The organism is Micromonospora sicca (assembly GCF_003172935.1).
In the GTDB taxonomy this organism is placed as follows: domain Bacteria; phylum Actinomycetota; class Actinomycetes; order Mycobacteriales; family Micromonosporaceae; genus Micromonospora; species Micromonospora sicca.
Genome location: NZ_QGKS01000217.1, coordinates 1 through 16,469 on the forward strand (window position 1 = coordinate 1; position 16,469 = coordinate 16,469).

11 protein-coding genes and 2 pseudogenes are annotated in these 16,469 nt (G+C 73.6%); 8 read left to right on the plus strand and 5 right to left on the minus strand.

Annotation, left to right across the window (positions count from 1 at the left end; genetic code table 11):
* A pseudogene (locus DKT69_RS14590) lies at positions 1 to 1,169 on the minus strand (hypothetical protein); the annotation flags it as partial.
* Positions 1,166 to 2,440: an Hsp70 family protein gene (locus DKT69_RS14595; RefSeq protein ID WP_109802106.1), complete on the minus strand. Its 1,275-nt coding sequence runs from the start codon at positions 2,438 to 2,440 to the stop codon at positions 1,166 to 1,168. The gene DKT69_RS14595 and the pseudogene DKT69_RS14590, both read right to left, overlap by 4 nt.
* A 299-nt stretch (positions 2,441 to 2,739) precedes the next feature.
* Between DKT69_RS14595 and DKT69_RS14600 the strand changes: the two genes are divergently transcribed.
* From DKT69_RS14600 to DKT69_RS14610, 3 genes are all read left to right on the plus strand, one after another.
* Complete coding sequence (locus DKT69_RS14600; RefSeq protein ID WP_109802107.1) at positions 2,740 to 3,666, plus strand: IniB N-terminal domain-containing protein; 927 nt, start codon at positions 2,740 to 2,742, stop codon at positions 3,664 to 3,666.
* A 115-nt stretch (positions 3,667 to 3,781) separates the two neighbouring features.
* Positions 3,782 to 5,632 (plus strand): dynamin family protein, encoded by a 1,851-nt coding sequence (locus DKT69_RS14605; RefSeq protein WP_109802108.1) that lies wholly within the window; start codon positions 3,782 to 3,784, stop codon positions 5,630 to 5,632.
* Complete coding sequence (locus DKT69_RS14610) at positions 5,629 to 7,098, plus strand: dynamin family protein (protein ID WP_109802109.1); 1,470 nt, start codon at positions 5,629 to 5,631, stop codon at positions 7,096 to 7,098. Before DKT69_RS14605 ends, DKT69_RS14610 begins: the two co-directional genes overlap by 4 nt.
* A gap of 81 nt (positions 7,099 to 7,179) precedes the next feature.
* On the opposite strand, the gene DKT69_RS14615 is transcribed toward DKT69_RS14610, so the two are convergent.
* From DKT69_RS14615 to DKT69_RS14625, 3 genes are all read right to left on the minus strand, one after another.
* Positions 7,180 to 8,904, minus strand: coding sequence for a glycerol-3-phosphate dehydrogenase/oxidase (locus DKT69_RS14615; RefSeq protein ID WP_109802110.1), 1,725 nt, complete (start codon positions 8,902 to 8,904; stop codon positions 7,180 to 7,182).
* Positions 8,905 to 8,983: 79 nt separating this feature from the next.
* Entirely contained in the window at positions 8,984 to 10,501 is a 1,518-nt protein-coding gene (glpK, locus tag DKT69_RS14620) for a glycerol kinase GlpK (RefSeq protein WP_109802111.1), read from the minus strand.
* Between the two features lie 46 nt (positions 10,502 to 10,547).
* Complete coding sequence (locus DKT69_RS14625; protein ID WP_109802112.1) at positions 10,548 to 11,378, minus strand: MIP/aquaporin family protein; 831 nt, start codon at positions 11,376 to 11,378, stop codon at positions 10,548 to 10,550.
* A gap of 189 nt (positions 11,379 to 11,567) precedes the next feature.
* On the opposite strand from DKT69_RS14625, the gene DKT69_RS14630 reads away from it, so the two are divergent.
* The 5 genes and pseudogenes from DKT69_RS14630 to DKT69_RS14650 all read left to right on the plus strand — a co-directional run.
* Positions 11,568 to 12,335, plus strand: coding sequence for an IclR family transcriptional regulator (locus DKT69_RS14630; protein WP_109802113.1), 768 nt, complete (start codon positions 11,568 to 11,570; stop codon positions 12,333 to 12,335).
* 42 nt (positions 12,336 to 12,377) lie between these two features.
* Positions 12,378 to 13,901, plus strand: coding sequence for a glycerol kinase GlpK (glpK, locus tag DKT69_RS14635; protein WP_109802114.1), 1,524 nt, complete (start codon positions 12,378 to 12,380; stop codon positions 13,899 to 13,901).
* 272 nt (positions 13,902 to 14,173) lie between these two features.
* Positions 14,174 to 14,497 carry a DUF1801 domain-containing protein gene (locus tag DKT69_RS14640; RefSeq protein ID WP_236647922.1) on the plus strand — a complete coding sequence of 108 codons (324 nt, stop codon included), beginning with the start codon at positions 14,174 to 14,176 and terminating at the stop codon, positions 14,495 to 14,497.
* Positions 14,498 to 14,580: 83 nt separating this feature from the next.
* Positions 14,581 to 16,179, plus strand: coding sequence for a GMC family oxidoreductase (locus DKT69_RS14645; RefSeq protein ID WP_109802115.1), 1,599 nt, complete (start codon positions 14,581 to 14,583; stop codon positions 16,177 to 16,179).
* A 47-nt stretch (positions 16,180 to 16,226) separates the two neighbouring features.
* Positions 16,227 to 16,469, plus strand: a pseudogene (locus tag DKT69_RS14650) (hypothetical protein); the annotation flags it as partial.

Below are 16,469 nucleotides of genomic sequence, written 5' to 3' on the forward strand. Positions count from 1 at the left end.
GCGGCGACCACCGCCGCGCCCGACCGGTCGGCCGGCGCCGCGGCGGCGAGCAGCCGGTCCGCCAGCCGCAGGGCGGCGTCCAGGTCGCCGGCGAGGGCCGCGGCGACCGCCTGCCGGAGCGCGGCCGGGCGCCCGGCGGCCGTGGCCGCCGCGAACAACTCCGCGGCAAGGGCGGGCTCGCCGGCCAGCGCCTCCTCGGCCGCGGCCTCCAGCGTCGGTGCCGGACAGTCGCCGGCCACTCCGGCCGCGAGCAACGAGCGGACCAGCGGGAGCACCGGCCCGCCCCGGGCGAGCTGCAACTCGGTGAGCCGGCGCCACACCGCCGTGCGCTCGGTGGCCGGGCTCAGCGCGGCCACCGCGCGCCGCACGATCGGCGCGAGCCGGCCGTCCGCGCCGAGCAGGCCGGCCGCCCGGGTCGCGGCGATCAGCTCGTCCACCTCGCCGGGCTCCCGGCCCAGCAACGCCCGGAGCAGGTCCACCGGCAGCGGTACGCCGGCGGCGACGGCGAGCAGCAGCCGCCGGACATCGGGCGGCAGGTCGTCCAGGTCCGCTCCGAACTGGAGGATGACCTGCCGGGGCGGCTCGGCCGGGACGCCCGGCCCGCTCTCCTGCCCGCGCAGGCCGCGGACCAGTCGCTCGACGTCGCGGGGGACGCCCGCGGTCTGCTGCTGCACGAAGTCGACCAGGTCGGGCCGCCGGCCGACCTCCGGCACGGTGGCGAGGTAGGCCGCGGTCCGCTCCCGGGCGAACGGGGTGAGCAGGACCAGGTGCCCGTCCCGCCGGAGCGCGTCGGCCAGGTCGACCAGCGCCGCCGGCCGGGGCCACGGCCGGTAGCCGACGGCGACGCGGTGCCGACGGGTGGCCACCAGGGCGCGCAGCGCCCGCAGCCGGGCGTCGTCGAGCAGGTGCGCGTCGTCGACCACCAGCACGGCGTCCGGTTCGATCGTGTCGGGCTGGTCGGGGGCGCCCTCCAGCACCGTGCTCCCGGCCCGCCGGTAGACCCGGGCCAGGTCCTGGAGGTACGCGCTCCGGCCGTGGCCGCCCGGGCCGGTCACACCGAGTGCGAGCGGCGCGTCCGGGTCCGCCGCGACGGCGTCGAGCAGGGCCTGCGGCCCGCGGTCCAGCACCAGGCGGGACCCGGCGGCGCTGCTCTTGATCATGGTGGTCATCCTTCGCGTCCCCAGCTGCGGGTGAGCGCCAGGCGGGACGCCTTCGGCAGGTCCAGCGGGGTGATCCGGACCGGGGGGCGGGGTGGTGGCTCGCTGCGGGCCGGACGGTCGTGGTCGCGCCGACGCTGCGCCCGGACCGCCGGCGGGGCGGCCGGGCCGAGGTCGCCGGCCGGGGCGGGCTCGCCGCCCCGCTCCGGGAACCGGCGGCGCGGCGACACCACCTGGCAGGCGGCCAACGCCGCGCCGGTGGCGGCGGTCGACTGCGGATCGGGTTCCACCTCCACCGGTACCGGGAAGGTCTCGGCGAGCAGCTCGGCGACCAGCGGGATGCGGGTGGAGCCGCCGGCGAGCAGCACGCCGTCGAGCTCCGCCGGCCGCAGCCCGGCCGAGTGGACGGTCCGGGCCAGCAGGTCGACGGTCGCCTGCACGGCCGGCCGGATCATGTCCTCGAACCGCACCCGGCTCACCGGCACCCGGACCGGCCCGTTCGGCAGGGTCAGCAGCACGTCGGTCTCCGTCCCGACGGTCAGTTCGCGCTTGGCGCGGTCGCACTCGGGCAGCAGTCCGCGCAGCGCGGCGTGCGTCTCCCGGCGTCCGGCCGCGGCGAGTTCCCGGGCGAGCACGGTACGCACGTGCTCCGCCAGCGCCTCGTCGAAGTCGGCGCCGCCGATCCAGTCCAGCCCCTGGGGAAAGCCGAAGGTCTCGTAGGTGCCGCGCGGGGTGCGGCGGACCAAGGCCGCCTCGAAGGTGTTGCCCCCCAGGGCGTAGACGGCCGCCGTGCTGCCCGGGAAGCCGCGCGCCGCGTGGCTCTCGGCCACCGTGACCGTGCGGGGAAGCAGCGTCACGTTGCCCAGGCCGAGCTGCCACAGGGCGCTGTGCAGCAGCTCCCGCCGGTGCCCTCCCCAGCCCGCGGGGTGGCTGAGCACGACGGCCTCGGCGGGCTCGCCCTCGCGGTCGAGGACTCGCTGCACCACCCACTCCGCCAGCACCGCGGTCAGCACCTGCGGCGGGAACGGCTCACCGGCGAGCAGGAGGGGCACGTCGTCGCCGACCCGGCGGACGAACCCCCGTGCCGTCCGGCTCCCGTCCCCACCGTCCGGCGCACCGACCACGAGCGACCCGTCCGTGGCCAGGTGCAGCACCGACGGTACGGTCGCCGACCCGCCGTCCAGCGCGACCACCTCGGGTCGCGCCCAGGTCGCACCCCGCCGCCGGGCCACGCCGGCCGCGGTGTTGGTGCTTCCGATGTCGATCCCCAGGACGTACGGCATCCGTTTTCTTCCTTCACCGTGAGTTGGCCGGCCGGTGGCGACGGTGCGACACCGTGCGGCGACCCACCCCGGCGGAACCCCGTGGGCTCCTACGTTCGTACCAGAGATCACTCCGGCATCGGGACCCTAACTCTGGCCGGCCCGGGCCCCCCAGTCCCCCTAACAGGCGAGGCGGAAAGCACCCTAATGGGGCGGGGCGGATTGCGGGCAGATCCCCGATGACCGTGCCGGCCCGCTCCCATAGCGTCGCTGTCGACGATCAACGGTGGCTGACGCCAACGTCCGAGGAGAACCGGCACATGGACCAGACCCTGCACGACTTCGTGCTCAACCTGCTGACCGACCCCGACGCCAAGTCGGCGTTCGAACTCGACCCGGAGGGCGCGCTGCAGGCCGCCGGGCTCACCGACATCACCGCCGCCGACGTGCAGGACGTGGTCCCGCTGGTCGTGGACTACGCACCGGTGAACGGGCTCGCGCCGGTGACCGCGGTGGCCGGGCAGCTCGGGGTCGACCCGCTGCTGGCCGACACCACCAGCGTCGTCGCTCAGCTCCAGTCCGTGCCGCAGGACATCGCCATCGGCAGCTCCTACTCCGGTGTGGACGTCAAGGCCGGCGTCCTGGGCGCCATCGCCGTCGACCCGACGGGCGTCGCCGCCGGGGCGGCCGTGCTGCCCGGGATCGGCCTGGGCGTCGGGCCGGGCGGCGTCGACACCGACCTGATCGGCGTGCACGACGTCGCACACACCCTCGACGCCGACGTGGTGGGCGTGGTGGACACCGCGGCCGACCCGGTGGTCGGCGACGTGGCCGGCACCGTGGGCCACCCGGACGGTCTGCTCGACGGCACCGACGCCGGTCTGCTCGGCACCCCGGACGGTCTGCTCGGCGGTCACGGGCTGCTCGGCGGCGACGGTCTGCTCGGCGGCACGCTCTCCGGCACCCAGGGCCAGGTCGCCGGTGTCGTCGGCCCGCTCGGCGTCGACGACACCCTGGGCGGGCTCGGCATCAGCGACTCCGGCGGCGTGGTCCCGGACGTCGACGTGCCGTCCACCGTGGGCGGCGTGACCCACCAGGTGGATGGCGTCCTGTCCGGCGTCACCGGCACGGTGGGCAGCGTCACCGGCGACGTCACCGACGGTGTGGACGGCCACGCCGGGATCCACGGCGACGCTTCCGCGTCGGCCGGCGGCGGGCTGCTGGGCCTCGGCGACGGTCTGCTCTGACCGGGGTCCGACGGGAGCGGAAAGCCGGATCGGCACTGCCGATCCGGCTTTCTCCCTGTTTCGGCGCAGATCCCCTCTTGATAATTGATTCGAAATCCGCACACTTGGTGCGGTGATGGCGGGGATCTGGCTGGACGCGCTCGACGAGATTGCCCGTACGTGCCGCGAGCACGGGCGGGCGGACCTATTGCTGGCGGTCCGGCAGAAGCGGGCTCAGCTGCTCGACCCGAAGCTGCGCGTCCTGGTCATCGGCGAACCGAACCAGGGCAAGAGCCAACTCGTCAACGCGATCGTGAACGCGCCGGTGTGCCCGGTCGGCGACGGGCGCACCACCGTCCTGCCGACGGTGGTGCAGCACGCCGAGGTCGCGTCGGCCACGGTGGTCCAAGCCGCGTCCGCGCCGGGGCGGGCCGCCGGCACGTCCGTTCCGGTGCCCGCCGAGCGGACCCCCGTGCCGCTGGACCAGATCGCCGCCGGGGTGGCCGGCACGCTCGGCCGCCGGCCCGGCGGCGGCCCGGCGTACGTCGAGATCGGACTGCCGCGCGCGCTGCTCGGCGCCGGACTGGTGCTGGTGGACACACCCGGCGCCGACGAGGTGGCCGTGCTGGGCGCCGCCGCCCCGCCCGCCGCGCTCCACCACGCCGACGCGGTGCTGCTCGTCTCCGACTCGACCCGGGAACTGTCGGTGGCCGAGCTGAACATGCTGCTGCACGTCACCCGGCAGCATCCGAACGTGGCGGTGGTGCAGACCAAGACCGACCTGGTGCCGGACTGGCGCGCGGTCGCCGAGCGCAATCGGCAGCACCTGGCCGAGGCCGGCGTACCGGCGGCGCTGATCCCCGTCTCGGCGGCGTTGCGGCTGCGCGCGGCGGCCGCCGACGACCACGGGCTCAACGCCGAGTCGGGCTTCCCGCTGCTGATCGCCCGCCTGCAGCGGGACCTGACCGGCAAGGCCGACGTGCTGGCCCGGGCCTCGGTCGCGATGATCGCCCGCACCGTGGTGGAGCAGCTCGCCGCGCCGCTGCGCGCCGAGCTGGAGAGCCAGGAGGCGGAGGAGCAGTCCGGCCCGATCTCCCGGCTGCACGCGGCCCAGCGCGAGGTCGACGAGCTGCGCCGCTGCTCCACCCGCTGGCAGAACACCCTCGCCGACGAGATGGCCGACCTGCTCTCCGACATCGAGTACGACCTGCGCGACCGGACCCGGCAGATCCTGCGGATGGTCGACGAGGCGTTCGACACGGCCGATCCGCTGGTCGCCTGGGACACCTTCCAGGAGTGGCTGCAACAAAGCCTGGTCGAGGCGGCGGAGGCGAACCACGAGTGGTTGGCGCAGCGCTGCGACTTCGCCGCGCGGCGGGTCGCCGGGAACTTCGCCCGGTACGGCTACGACGTGCTGCCGCCCTGGTCCATGACGGTGCCGGAGGATCTCCTGGACCGGCTGCCGGAGATCGAGCGCCCGACCATCGACCGGTTCACCGTGAGCCAGAAGGCGATCACCGGCATGAAGGGTTCCTACGGTGGCCTGCTGATGTTCGGCCTGGTGATGACGCTGGCCGGCATGCCGATGATCAACCCGGTCTCGATCGGCGCCGGCGCGCTCTTCGGCGGCAAGAGCATCCGGGACGAGAGCAGGCAGCTGCTCCGCCGCCGGCAGGCAACCGTCAAGACGGCGGTCCAACGGCACGTCGACGACTTCTTCGTCCGGACGACCAAGGAATGCCGGGACACCACCCGGCAGGTGCAGCGGATGCTCCGGGACCACTTCACCGCGCTGACCGAGGAGTTGCAGGAGGCCATCATCCAGTCGTTCCGTACCGCGAAGCAGGCCGCCGACACCGACGCGGCGGTCCGCGACCAGCGGCAGCGCGAGATTCGGCTGAAGATGACCCGGCTGGCCGCCGTCTACGAGCAGGCCCAGCAGTTGACCGCGCCCCGACCGGCCCGGCCGCTGGAGCCCCGGGCATGACCGTCGGCCTACGGCTGGACGAGGCGGTCTGGGGCCTGCTGCACCAGGCCCTCCAGCTCTACCGGGACAATCCCCGGGCCACCGATCACCTCCGGCACCAGCTCGCCCAGCTGGAGCAACCGCTGCGGATCGCGATCGCCGGCCCGTGGCGGTCCGGCAAGTCGACCGTGCTGAACGCGATCATGGGCGAGGAGGTCGCGCCGGTCGACGGCCCGGACGGCAGCGGCGTCTTCACCTGGTACGAGGACGGTCCGCGGCCGCGCGCCACCGCCTACTCGACGAACCAACCGCCGCAGGAGCTGGCGGTGGCCAAGTCCGCGACCGGAATGCGGGTGGATCTGGTCGGCTGGCGGGCGGGCGAGCTGCGCGACATCGTCGTGCAGTGGCCGACCCGGGCCCTGCGGCAGGTGACCCTGATCGACACACCCGCGATCACCGGCCCCGACGAGCAGGGGCGGTCGCCGGTCATGGACCGGGTGCTGCGGGACGCGGACGCGGTGCTGTTCCTGACCCGCGACGGCCGCGGCACCGACCTGCGCGTGCTGGAGTCGACCCGGGACAGCGCCGTCGGGCAGGCCGCCCCGGTGAATGTGATCCTGGTGCTGTCCCGGGTCGACGAGGCCGGCGGCGGACGGGTCGACGCGCTGCTCACCGCCCGCCAGCTCGCCCGACAGCAGTACCGCGACCCCCGGGTGAACGCGCTCTGCGTCGACCTGGCGGCGTGCAGCGGGTTGATCGGGCTGGCCGGCCGGGTGCTCAGCGAGTCGGACTTCGCCGCGCTCGCGCAACTGGCCCGGGTGTCCCGCGAGGATTTGGAGACGCACCTGCTGTCCGCCGACCGGTTCGTCCGCGGTGAGCTGCCGGTGCCGCTGGACCCGGGGGTACGCGCCGCGCTGCTGGACCGGCTCGGCCTCGCCGGGGTCAGGCTGGCGACCACCCTCGTCCGTACCGGCTGCGACAGCCGGGTCAAGCTCTCCGCGGAACTGATCCGACGCAGCGGCCTGACCGAGTTGCGCGAGTCGATGTCCCGCTTCTTCGTCGACCGACGGGACACCCTCAAGGCCCGCTCGGCGCTGGCCGGGGTGGAGGCGCTGGTACGGGCCGAGCCCGGCCCCGGCACCGGCGAGCTGCTCAGCGCGGTGGAGCAGATCCTCGCCGGCGCGCACGAGTTCCGGGAGCTGCGCCTGCTGGCTGCGCTCCGGAACGCCCGGCTCGGGTTCGACGCCGAGCTGGCCGAGGAGGCGCGGCGCCTGGTCGGCGGTGACGGGGTCGGCCTGGCCATCCGGCTCGGTGTGGAACACGACGCGACCGTGCAGCGGCTCTGGGAGGCGGCCTCCGACGCGCAGTGGCGGTGGCGGGACCTCGCGGAGGATCCCCTGCTCCGGCTGGCCCAGCGGCGCGGCGCGCAGGTCGTCGTCCGCAGTTGCGAGGGGATGCTCGCCGAGCTGGCCGAGGGCGGCCGTTGAGCCGCCGCCCCGATCAGCGTTGCCCGTAGGGCCCCGCGTGGCCGGGTCCGGCGGTGTGCCGGGCACACCGCCGGAGCCCGTTCAGGCCGCCACGGCCGTCGCCGCCGTCACCTCGGCCGGGCCCAACCGGACCGCGTCGGCCGCCGCGTCGTCGGGCTGGTCGTGGGCGGCCCGTTCGGCCCGGATCCACGCGACGTAGTCCGTCACCTCCCGGTCGGTCCGCTCGTCGTCCCAGCCGAGGACCGGCGCCATCAGCGTCGCCGCCGCCCGGGCGGCGGTCAGGCCACGGTCGAAGGTCTCGATCGAGATGTGGGTACGCCGGGTCAGCACGTCCTCCAGGCGCAGCGCGCCCTCGGCGGACGCCGCGTAGACGGCCTCCACCCGCAGGTAGTCCTCCGCGCCGTCGAGCGGCTCGCCGAGGGTGGGGTCCTCCCGCAGCAGCGACAGCACCTCGTCGACGGCGGCGCCGTAGCGCCGCAGCAGGTGCTCCACGCGCTCGGTGTGCAGGCCGAACTGCTGCGCCAGCCGGCGGCGCTGATTCCACCGGGCGACGTAGCCCTCCGCGCCGAGCAGCGGAACCCGGTCGGTGCACGAGGCGGGCACTGCGGCGTCGAGGCCGCGCACCGCCTCGTCGACCGCATCGCGGGCCATCACCCGGTACGTCGTGTACTTGCCGCCGGCCACCACCACGAGTCCGGGCGCGGGGCTGACCACGGTGTGCTCCCGGGACAGCTTGGCGGTCGCGTCGGACTCCCCGGACAGCAGCGGGCGCAGGCCGGCGTAAACGCCTTCGACGTCGTCGCGGGTCAGCGGGGTGGCCAGCACCGCGTTGACGTGCTCCAGCAGGTAGTCGATGTCCCGGCTGGTCGCCGCCGGATCCGCCTTGTCCAGGTCCCAGTCGGTGTCGGTGGTGCCGATCAGCCAGTGCCGGTCCCAGGGGATCACGAACAGCACGCTGGACTCGGTGCGCAGGATCAGGCCGGTGCTGGACCGGATCCGGTCGCGGGGCACCACGAGGTGGATGCCCTTGGAGGCGCGCACCTGGAGCTGGCCGCGCTCGCCGACGAGGGCCTGGGTGTCGTCGGTCCACACTCCCGTGGCGTTGACCACCTGCCGGGCGCGCACCTCGAACACCCGGTCGGTCTCCTGGTCGTGCACCCGCGCGCCGGTGATCCGGGCACCCTCGCGCAGGAAACCCACGACGCGGGCCCGCGACAGCGGGTGCGCCCCGTGCGCGGCGGCGGTGCGGACCAGGAAGGTCACCAGCCGGGCGTCGTCGACCTGGGCGTCGTAGTACTGGAGGGCGCCGACCAGCGCCTCGGGCCGCAGCGACGGGCAGGCGCGCAGGGCCGCGCGGCGGCTCAGGTGCCGGTGGGCCGGCACGCCGCGGGCGTGGCTGGCGGACAGGCTCATCGTGTCGTAGAGCAGCACGCCGGCACCGGCGTACAGCCGTTCCCAGCCCCGGTGGCGCAGCGGATAGAGGAACGGCACCGGACGGACCAGGTGCGGGGCGAGCCGCTGCAGGAGCAGGCCCCGCTCGCGCAGGGCCTCGCGGACCAGCCCGAAGTCGAGCATCTCCAGGTAGCGCAGGCCGCCGTGGATGAGTTTGCTGGACCGGCTCGAGGTGCCGCTGGCCCAGTCGCGGGCCTCGACGAGCCCGACCGACAGGCCCCGGGTGACGGCGTCGAGCGCGCAGCCGGCGCCGGTGACGCCGCCGCCGATCACCAGGACGTCCAGTTCCTGGCCGCTGTCGAGGGCGGCCAGGGACCGCTCGCGGGCGGCCGGTGACAGTGTCGCGGAGTGCATCAGTCTTCTCTCCTGTGGAGGGTTCGGGCGGCCGGCGGCGGGCGCCGGCCGCCCAGATCCGTACGGGGGTGCGGTGGGGTCAGTCGACGTCGACCCAGTCGAGGGTCCGCTGGACCGCCTTCTTCCACCGGGCGTAGCCGGTCTCGCGCTGCTCCGGGGACCAGGCCGGCTGCCAGCGCCGGCTTTCGTTCCAGTTCTCGCGCAGCTCGTCGGTGTTCTTCCAGAAGCCGACGGCGAGGCCGGCGGCGTACGCCGCGCCCAGCGCGGTGGTCTCGGCGACCACCGGGCGGCTGACCGGGACGCCGAGGATGTCCGCCTGCATCTGCATGCACAGGTCGTTGACGGTGACCCCGCCGTCGACCTTGAGGCACTCCAGGTGCACCCCGGAGTCCTGCTCCATCGCATCGGCCACGTCGCGGCTCTGGTAGCAGATGGACTCGAGGGTGGCCCGGGCGATGTGGGCGTCGGTGTTGAACCGGGAGAGGCCGACGATCGCGCCGCGGGCGTCGGAGCGCCAGTACGGGGCGAACAGGCCGGAGAACGCGGGCACGAAGTAGACCCCGCCGTTGTCCTCCACCTGGCGGGCCAGGATCTCGCTCTGCGCCGCACTACTGATGATCTTGAGCTGGTCGCGCAGCCACTGCACGGCCGAGCCGGTGACCGCGATCGAGCCTTCGAGCGCGTACACCGGCGCCTCGTCGGCGAACTTGTAGCACACCGTGGTGAGCAGCCCGGCCTTCGACCGCACGATCTCGGTGCCGGTGTTGAGGAGCATGAAGTTGCCCGTGCCGTAGGTGTTCTTCGCCTCGCCCGGCGCGAAGCAGACCTGCCCGACCGTGGCGGCCTGCTGGTCTCCCAGGTCGCCGGTGAGCGGGACCGCGCCGCTGAACGGGCCGTTCATGGCGCAGCTGCCGTACGAGCGCGGGTCGGACGACGGCCGGATCTCCGGCAGCATGGCGCGGGGAATGTCGAAGAAGGACAGCAGCTCGTCGTCCCAGTCCAGCGTCTCCAGGTTCATCAGCATGGTGCGGCTGGCGTTGGTGGAGTCGGTGACGTGCACCCCGCCCTCGACGCCGCCGGTGAGGTTCCACAGCAGCCAGGTGTCGGTGTTGCCGAAGACGGCCTCACCGCGCTCGGCGGCCTCGCGCACCCCGCCGACGTTCTCCAGGATCCACTGGATCTTTCCCGCCGAGAAGTACGTCGCCGGCGGCAGGCCGGCCTTGCGCCGGATGACGTCGCCCTTGCCCTCGCGTTCCAGCGCCGAGGCGATCCGGTCGGTGCGGGTGTCCTGCCAGACGATGGCGTTGTAGTAGGGGCGGCCGGTCCGGCGGTTCCACACCACGGTGGTCTCCCGCTGGTTGGTGATGCCGAGCGCGGCCAGGTCGGCGGCGGTCAGGCCGCGGGCGTTCATCGCGGTCTGGATGACCGTCTGGGTCCGCTCCCAGATCTCGAGGGGGTTGTGCTCCACCCAGCCGGCCTGCGGCAGGATCTGCTCGTGTTCGAGCTGGTGGCGGCCGACCTCGTTGCCGCCGTGGTCGAAGATCATGAAACGGGTGCTGGTGGTGCCCTGGTCTACCGCGCCGACGAAGTCAGGCATGCGGGTGTCTCCTTCTGGTTCGTCGAGAGATGCGGGCCGGCGGATGTCAGATGCGGGCGAGCTCGGCCTCGGCCGAGGCGGTCTCGGTGGCCAACGTGCCCGGCTCCAGCTCCTCGCTGGGCAGGAAGCGCCCGACGACCAGCTCGTAGAGGCCGGCGCCGATGACGCCCCCGACCAGCGGCCCGACGATCGGCACCCAGAAGTACGGATATCCGCTGGTGTCCTGGAAGGCCGTCTCGTAACCGGTCAGGAAGGAGGCGAGCCGGGGGCCGAAGTCGCGGGCGGGATTGATGGCGTAGCCGGCATTGGCGGCGAAGGCCATGCCGATCGCGACCACGATCAGGCCGACGATCAGCGGGGCGAGGTTGCCGCCGGGCAGCGAGTTGCGGGCGTCGGTGACCGCCAGGACGAGGAACAGCAGGATGGCAGTGCCGATGATCTGGTCCCGCAGCGCGCCCCACTCGCTCACGCCGACGCCCGGCAGCGTGGAGAAGACACCCTGGCTCTTGCTGGTGAGGCCGGGGTCGAACCGGGACAGCGTCTCGCTGTAGTTCCAGCGGATGATCAGGGCCGCGACGAACGCGCCGGCGGTCTGGGCCAGCGCGTACGGCAGCACCTTGCGCCACGAGAAGCCCTTGAACACCGCCAGGGCGACGGTGACCGCGGGGTTGAGATGCGCGCCGCTGATGCGGCCCGCCACGTACACGCCGAGCGTGACGCCGAGACCCCAGGCCCAGGCGATGCTGTCGAACTCGCCGGTTCCCGCGGCGGCCACCTGGGCGACGACGCCCACGCCGAACAGGATGAGAATCGCGGTGCCGGCGAACTCGGCGGCCAACTCGCCGACGAGTCCGGGGCCTTTCAACCGTTGCGCCATGGTTCCTCCAACGCGGTGGGGATGGCGGCCCTCCCGTCCGGGAAAGCGGAGGGTCGGTCGGTGACGCTGCGATGTCGGACGTCACCGTTCGGTGAACCGTAGGAAACCCGTGGGGGCCGGGTCAACGAACCCCGGTCGACAATGTCGAACACTGTTGCGGCGGCCGGATCGCCGTTAGCATTCGGCCCCATGCCGGGTCAGGTGCAGTCCATCGCGCGGGCCGCGGCGATCCTCCGCCTGCTGGCCAGCAGCTCCGGCCGGCTCGGCATCGGGGAGATCGCCCGGTCCCTCGACCTGCCCAAGGGCACGGCGCACGGCATCGTCCGCACCCTGCAGGACGTCGGCTTCGTGGAGCAGGACAAGACCTCCGGCAAGTACCAGCTCGGGGCGGCCCTGCTGCACCTGGGCACCAGCTACCTCGACGTCAACGAACTGCGCTCACGCTCCATCAACTGGGCCGACCCGCTGGCCGCGCGCAGCGGCGAGGCCGTCCGCATCGGCACCCTGTTGGACGGCAAGGTGCTGGTGGTCCACCATGTCTTCCGGCCCGACGACACCCTGCAGACCCTGGACGTCGGGTCCCTGCTGCCCCCGCACGCCACCGCGCTCGGCAAGGTCCTGCTCGCCTACGACGTGGGCGCCGCCAACGCGGTCATGCAGGGCGAACCTGAGCCGTACACGCGGCGCACCCTGGTCACCGTCCGCACCCTCACCCGGGCGCTGACCGGCATCCGGGACAACGGCTGGGGCGCCGAGATCGAGGAGATGACCCTCGGCGAGGCCGGTATCGCCGCGCCCATCCGCGGCTACGGCGGTCTGGTCGTGGGCGCGATCGGGCTCTCCGGCCCGATCGACCGCGTCTGCGACGGGCAGGGCCACCCCCGCCCGGCCCTCGTCGCGTACGTCCGCGACGCCGCCCGCGCGGTCTCCCGGGACCTCGGCGCGGCCCGCTGGTGATCCGTCCACCCTGCTCCGCCATCCGCCCAGAGAGGACGAGGAATGACTGACAGCTACGTCGTCTCCATCGACCAGGGCACCACCTCGACCCGCTGCATCGTCTTCGACCGCCGGGGCAACCTCGTCTCGGTGGCCCAGCGGGAGCACCAGCAGCACTTCCCCCGGCCCGGCTGGGTGGAACACGACGCGCTGGAGATCTGGCGCAACGTCGGCAAGGTGGTGCCCCGGGCCCTCGCCCAGGCCGGCATCGTCGCCGGCCAGGTCGCCGCGATCGGCATCGCCAACCAGCGGGAGAGCACCGTCGTGTGGGACCGGCGCACCGGGGTGCCGGTCGCCCCGGCGATCATCTGGCAGGACACCCGCACCGACGCCCTGGTGGAGACGCTGGCCGGGACGCCCGGCGCCGAGGACCTCCCGCAGCGCTGCGGATTGCCGCTGACCACCTACTTCTCCGGCCCGAAGTTGCGCTGGCTGCTCGACCACACCTCCGGGCTGTACGAACGGGCCGAGCGCGGCGAGGTGCTCTTCGGGACGATGGAGAGCTGGCTGGTCTGGAATCTCACCGGTGGTCCGGCGGGCGGTCTGCACCTGACCGACGTGACCAACGCCAGCCGGACGATGCTGATGGACCTGCGTACGCTCGCCTGGCACCCCGACTCGCTGGCCTTCTTCGGCATCCCGTCCGCCATGCTGCCCGAGATCCGCTCCTCGTCGGAGGTGTACGGCACCGCGACCGACGTCCTGCCCGGCGTCCGGATCGCCGCGGCGCTCGGCGACCAGCAGGCCGCCCTGTTCGGCCAGACCTGCTTCGCCCCGGGCGATGCCAAGTGCACCTACGGCACCGGCAGCTTCCTGCTGCTCAACACCGGCGCGGAGCCGGTGCACTCCACCCACGGGCTGCTCACCACCGTCGGCTACCAGATCGGCGGCGAGCCGGCGGTCTACGCCCTCGAAGGCTCCATCGCGATCACCGGGTCCCTGGTGCAGTGGTTCCGCGACCGGCTGGACCTGATCAGCACCGCGCCGGAGATCGAGACCCTGGCCCGGACGGTGGACGACAACGGCGGCTGCTACATCGTGCCGGCCTTCTCGGGGCTGTTCGCGCCGCACTGGCGCAGCGAGGCACGCGGGGTCATCGTGGGTCTCACCTCGTACATCACCAAGGGGCACCTGGCGCGGGCGGTGCTGGAGGCCACCGGCTGGCAGACCCGGGAGGTGGTGGACGCGATGAACGCCGACTCCGGCCTGGACCTGACGGCGCTGCGGGTGGACGGCGGGATGACCGCCAACAACCTGCTGATGCAGTTCGTCTCCGACGTGCTCGCGGTGCCGGTGGTGCGCCCGATGGTCGCCGAGACGGTCTCCCTCGGCGCGGCGTACGCCGCCGGGCTGGCGGTCGGCTACTGGCCCGACCTGGAGGGGCTGCGCAGCAACTGGCATCTCGCCGCCCGCTGGCTGCCGGAGATGGACGACGCCGTCCGCGCCGAGGAACGGGAGAACTGGGAGCGCGCGGTGGAGCGCACCTTCGGCTGGATCAAACCGGCGGCCCGGGCCGCCAACGAATGACCGACCCCGCCGGACCGCGCGCGAGGCGACGACGTCGCGGACGCGCCGACGACGGACCGCGGCCACCCTCGCCCTCCTCCACGAACAGCGGAGCTGAACGAGCTCGCCGAGCGCCAACTCGTTGTCGTAATCGCGTGGGAGCATGACCCCGTGGCGACATCGAAGCAGCCGGTGACGGTCCCGACCGAGGCCAGCGTCGACGACTTCCTGGCGCGGTCCCCGACGAACGCCGGCGGGCCGACGCGCGGCGCCTCTGCGCGATTCTGCGCGAGGTGACCGGCGAGCCCGCGGTGATGTGGCGCCCGAGCATCGTCGGCTTCGGCAGCTACCGCTACACCTACGAGACCGGGCGCACGGGCGACTGGCCGCTGGCGGGCTTCTCACCGCGAAAGCAGCAGCTCGTCGTCTACCTGGTGGGCGGGTTCGAGGAGCGGCACGCGTCGGTCCTCGCCCGGCTCGGTCCGCACAAGACCGGCAAGGGCTGCCTCTACCTGAAACGGCTCGACGATGTCGACGAGACCAGCCTCCGCGAGCTCATCGACCGCACCGTGCGGGTGCACAAGGGCGTCGACCGGGCCGGCGAACACCGCCGATAGCGGCCTGGCGGCCCCCCTTTCCGTTCGGTGATCGACGGACTACGGTGGGTGCCACGCTCGTGCCGGCGAACCGGGGGTGCCCGTTGGAGGAGTTCGACTACGTCGTGGTGGGTGCCGGCTCGGCCGGCTGCGTGCTGGCCAACCGGTTGACCGAGGATCCGGGCACCCGGGTGCTGCTGATCGAGGCGGGTGGTTGGGACCGCAGTCCCTTCGTCCGCATCCCCAAGACCTTCAGCCGGCTGATGGACAACCCGCGCACCGCCTGGCACTACCCCGCCGACGCGGGGCCGGCGCGCCGCGAGGTCTGGCAGCGGGGTCGCATGATCGGCGGTTCCAGCTCGATCAACGGCATGGTGTACGGCCGCGGCGGCCGGCTCGACTACGACGGGCTGGAACGCCTCGGCAACCCCGGCTGGGGATGGGACACCATGCTGCCGATCTTCAAGCAGCTGGAGGACAACCCGTTCGGCGCCTCCGAGGTACGCGGCGCCGGCGGGCCACTGCGGCTGTCCAGCGCGACCGACACCGACGGGCTCAGCGAGGAGACGATCGCCGCCGGGGTGGAGCTGGGCTGGCGCCGGGCGGACGACCTGAACGCCGACGACGACGAGCGGATCGGCTATGTCATGGCGACCATTCGCGACGGTCGCCGGTTCAGTGCCGCCGACGCCTTCCTGCATCCGGTCCGCAACCGGCTCAACCTGACCATCGCGGTGGGGACCGTCGCGCTCCGGGTCCTCGTCCAGCAGGGCCGAGCCATCGGGGTGCGCGCCCGGCGGCACGGGCGGACGGTGGACTACGCGGCCTCCGCCGAGGTCATCCTCGCCGCCGGCGCGATCGCCACCCCGCAGTTGTTGCAGGTTTCCGGCATCGGTCCGGCCGACACGCTGCGCCGCGCCGGCGTCGACGTGCTGCTCGACCGGGCCCGGGTGGGAACCGGCCTGCGGGAGCACCGGTCGATGCCGGTGCAGTTCCGGCTGACCGCCGCGGGCGGCTACAACCCGTTGCTGGGCAGCCGGCTCGGTCAGGGGCGGGCCATGCTGCGTTACCTGCTGACCCGCCGGGGGCCGCTCGCCCTGCCGGTGTACGACGTCGGGGCGCACATCCGGTCCGACCCGGAGGCCGATCATCCCGACACGCAGCTGCTGATCGCGCCCTTCTCGGCGGCGCCACAGCGCCCGGGGCACGCGCTGGAGCTGGAGACCGAGCCGGGGCTGATGGCCCTGGCGACGGTGACCCGGCCGGACAGCGAGGGCAGCCTGGCCATCACGTCGGCCGATCCGGAGACGCCACCGCGGATCGTCGCCAACTACTTCGATACCGTGCATGACCGTCGGGTCGCGGTGAGCGCCTTCCGGCGGATGCGGGAGCTGTTCGCCACCGCGCCGATCGCGAAGCGGATCTCCGCGGAGACCCTGCCCGGTCCGGGTGTCCAGGACGACGACGAGATCATCGACGCGGCCCTGGCCCTCGGCTACTGCGGCTACCACGCGGTGGGCACCTGCGCGATGGGCCCGGACGACGAGTTCGTGGTCGACCCGCAGCTCCGGGTGCGCGGCGTGGACGGCTTACGGATCGTCGACGCCTCCGTCCTGCCGGTCCTGGTCTCGAGCTACCTCAACGCCCCGGTGATGGCGCTGGCCTGGCGGGCCGCCGACCTGATCCTTGATCGGCGACAGTAGGATCCCCGCACCCTGGCGAATCCTCGCCTCCGCCACCCGGAGCCCGCATGTCCGAGCAGTCCGCCGCCGACGTACCCGAGGTGATCCGCTTCCGGCGGTGGCTGCTTCCCGCGGCGGCGCTCGCCGCCGTGCTGGTGCTGCTCGTCGCCGTCGCCATGGCCTGGTCCGCACCGGAGCGGCCGTCGGCCGCCCGGCCGGCCGCGGAACTCACGCCGGTCCCGACGGCCGCCGGCACGCCCACCCCGAGCGCGGCGCCCACCCCGTCGGGCAGCGTGCGGCCGGCGGTCACC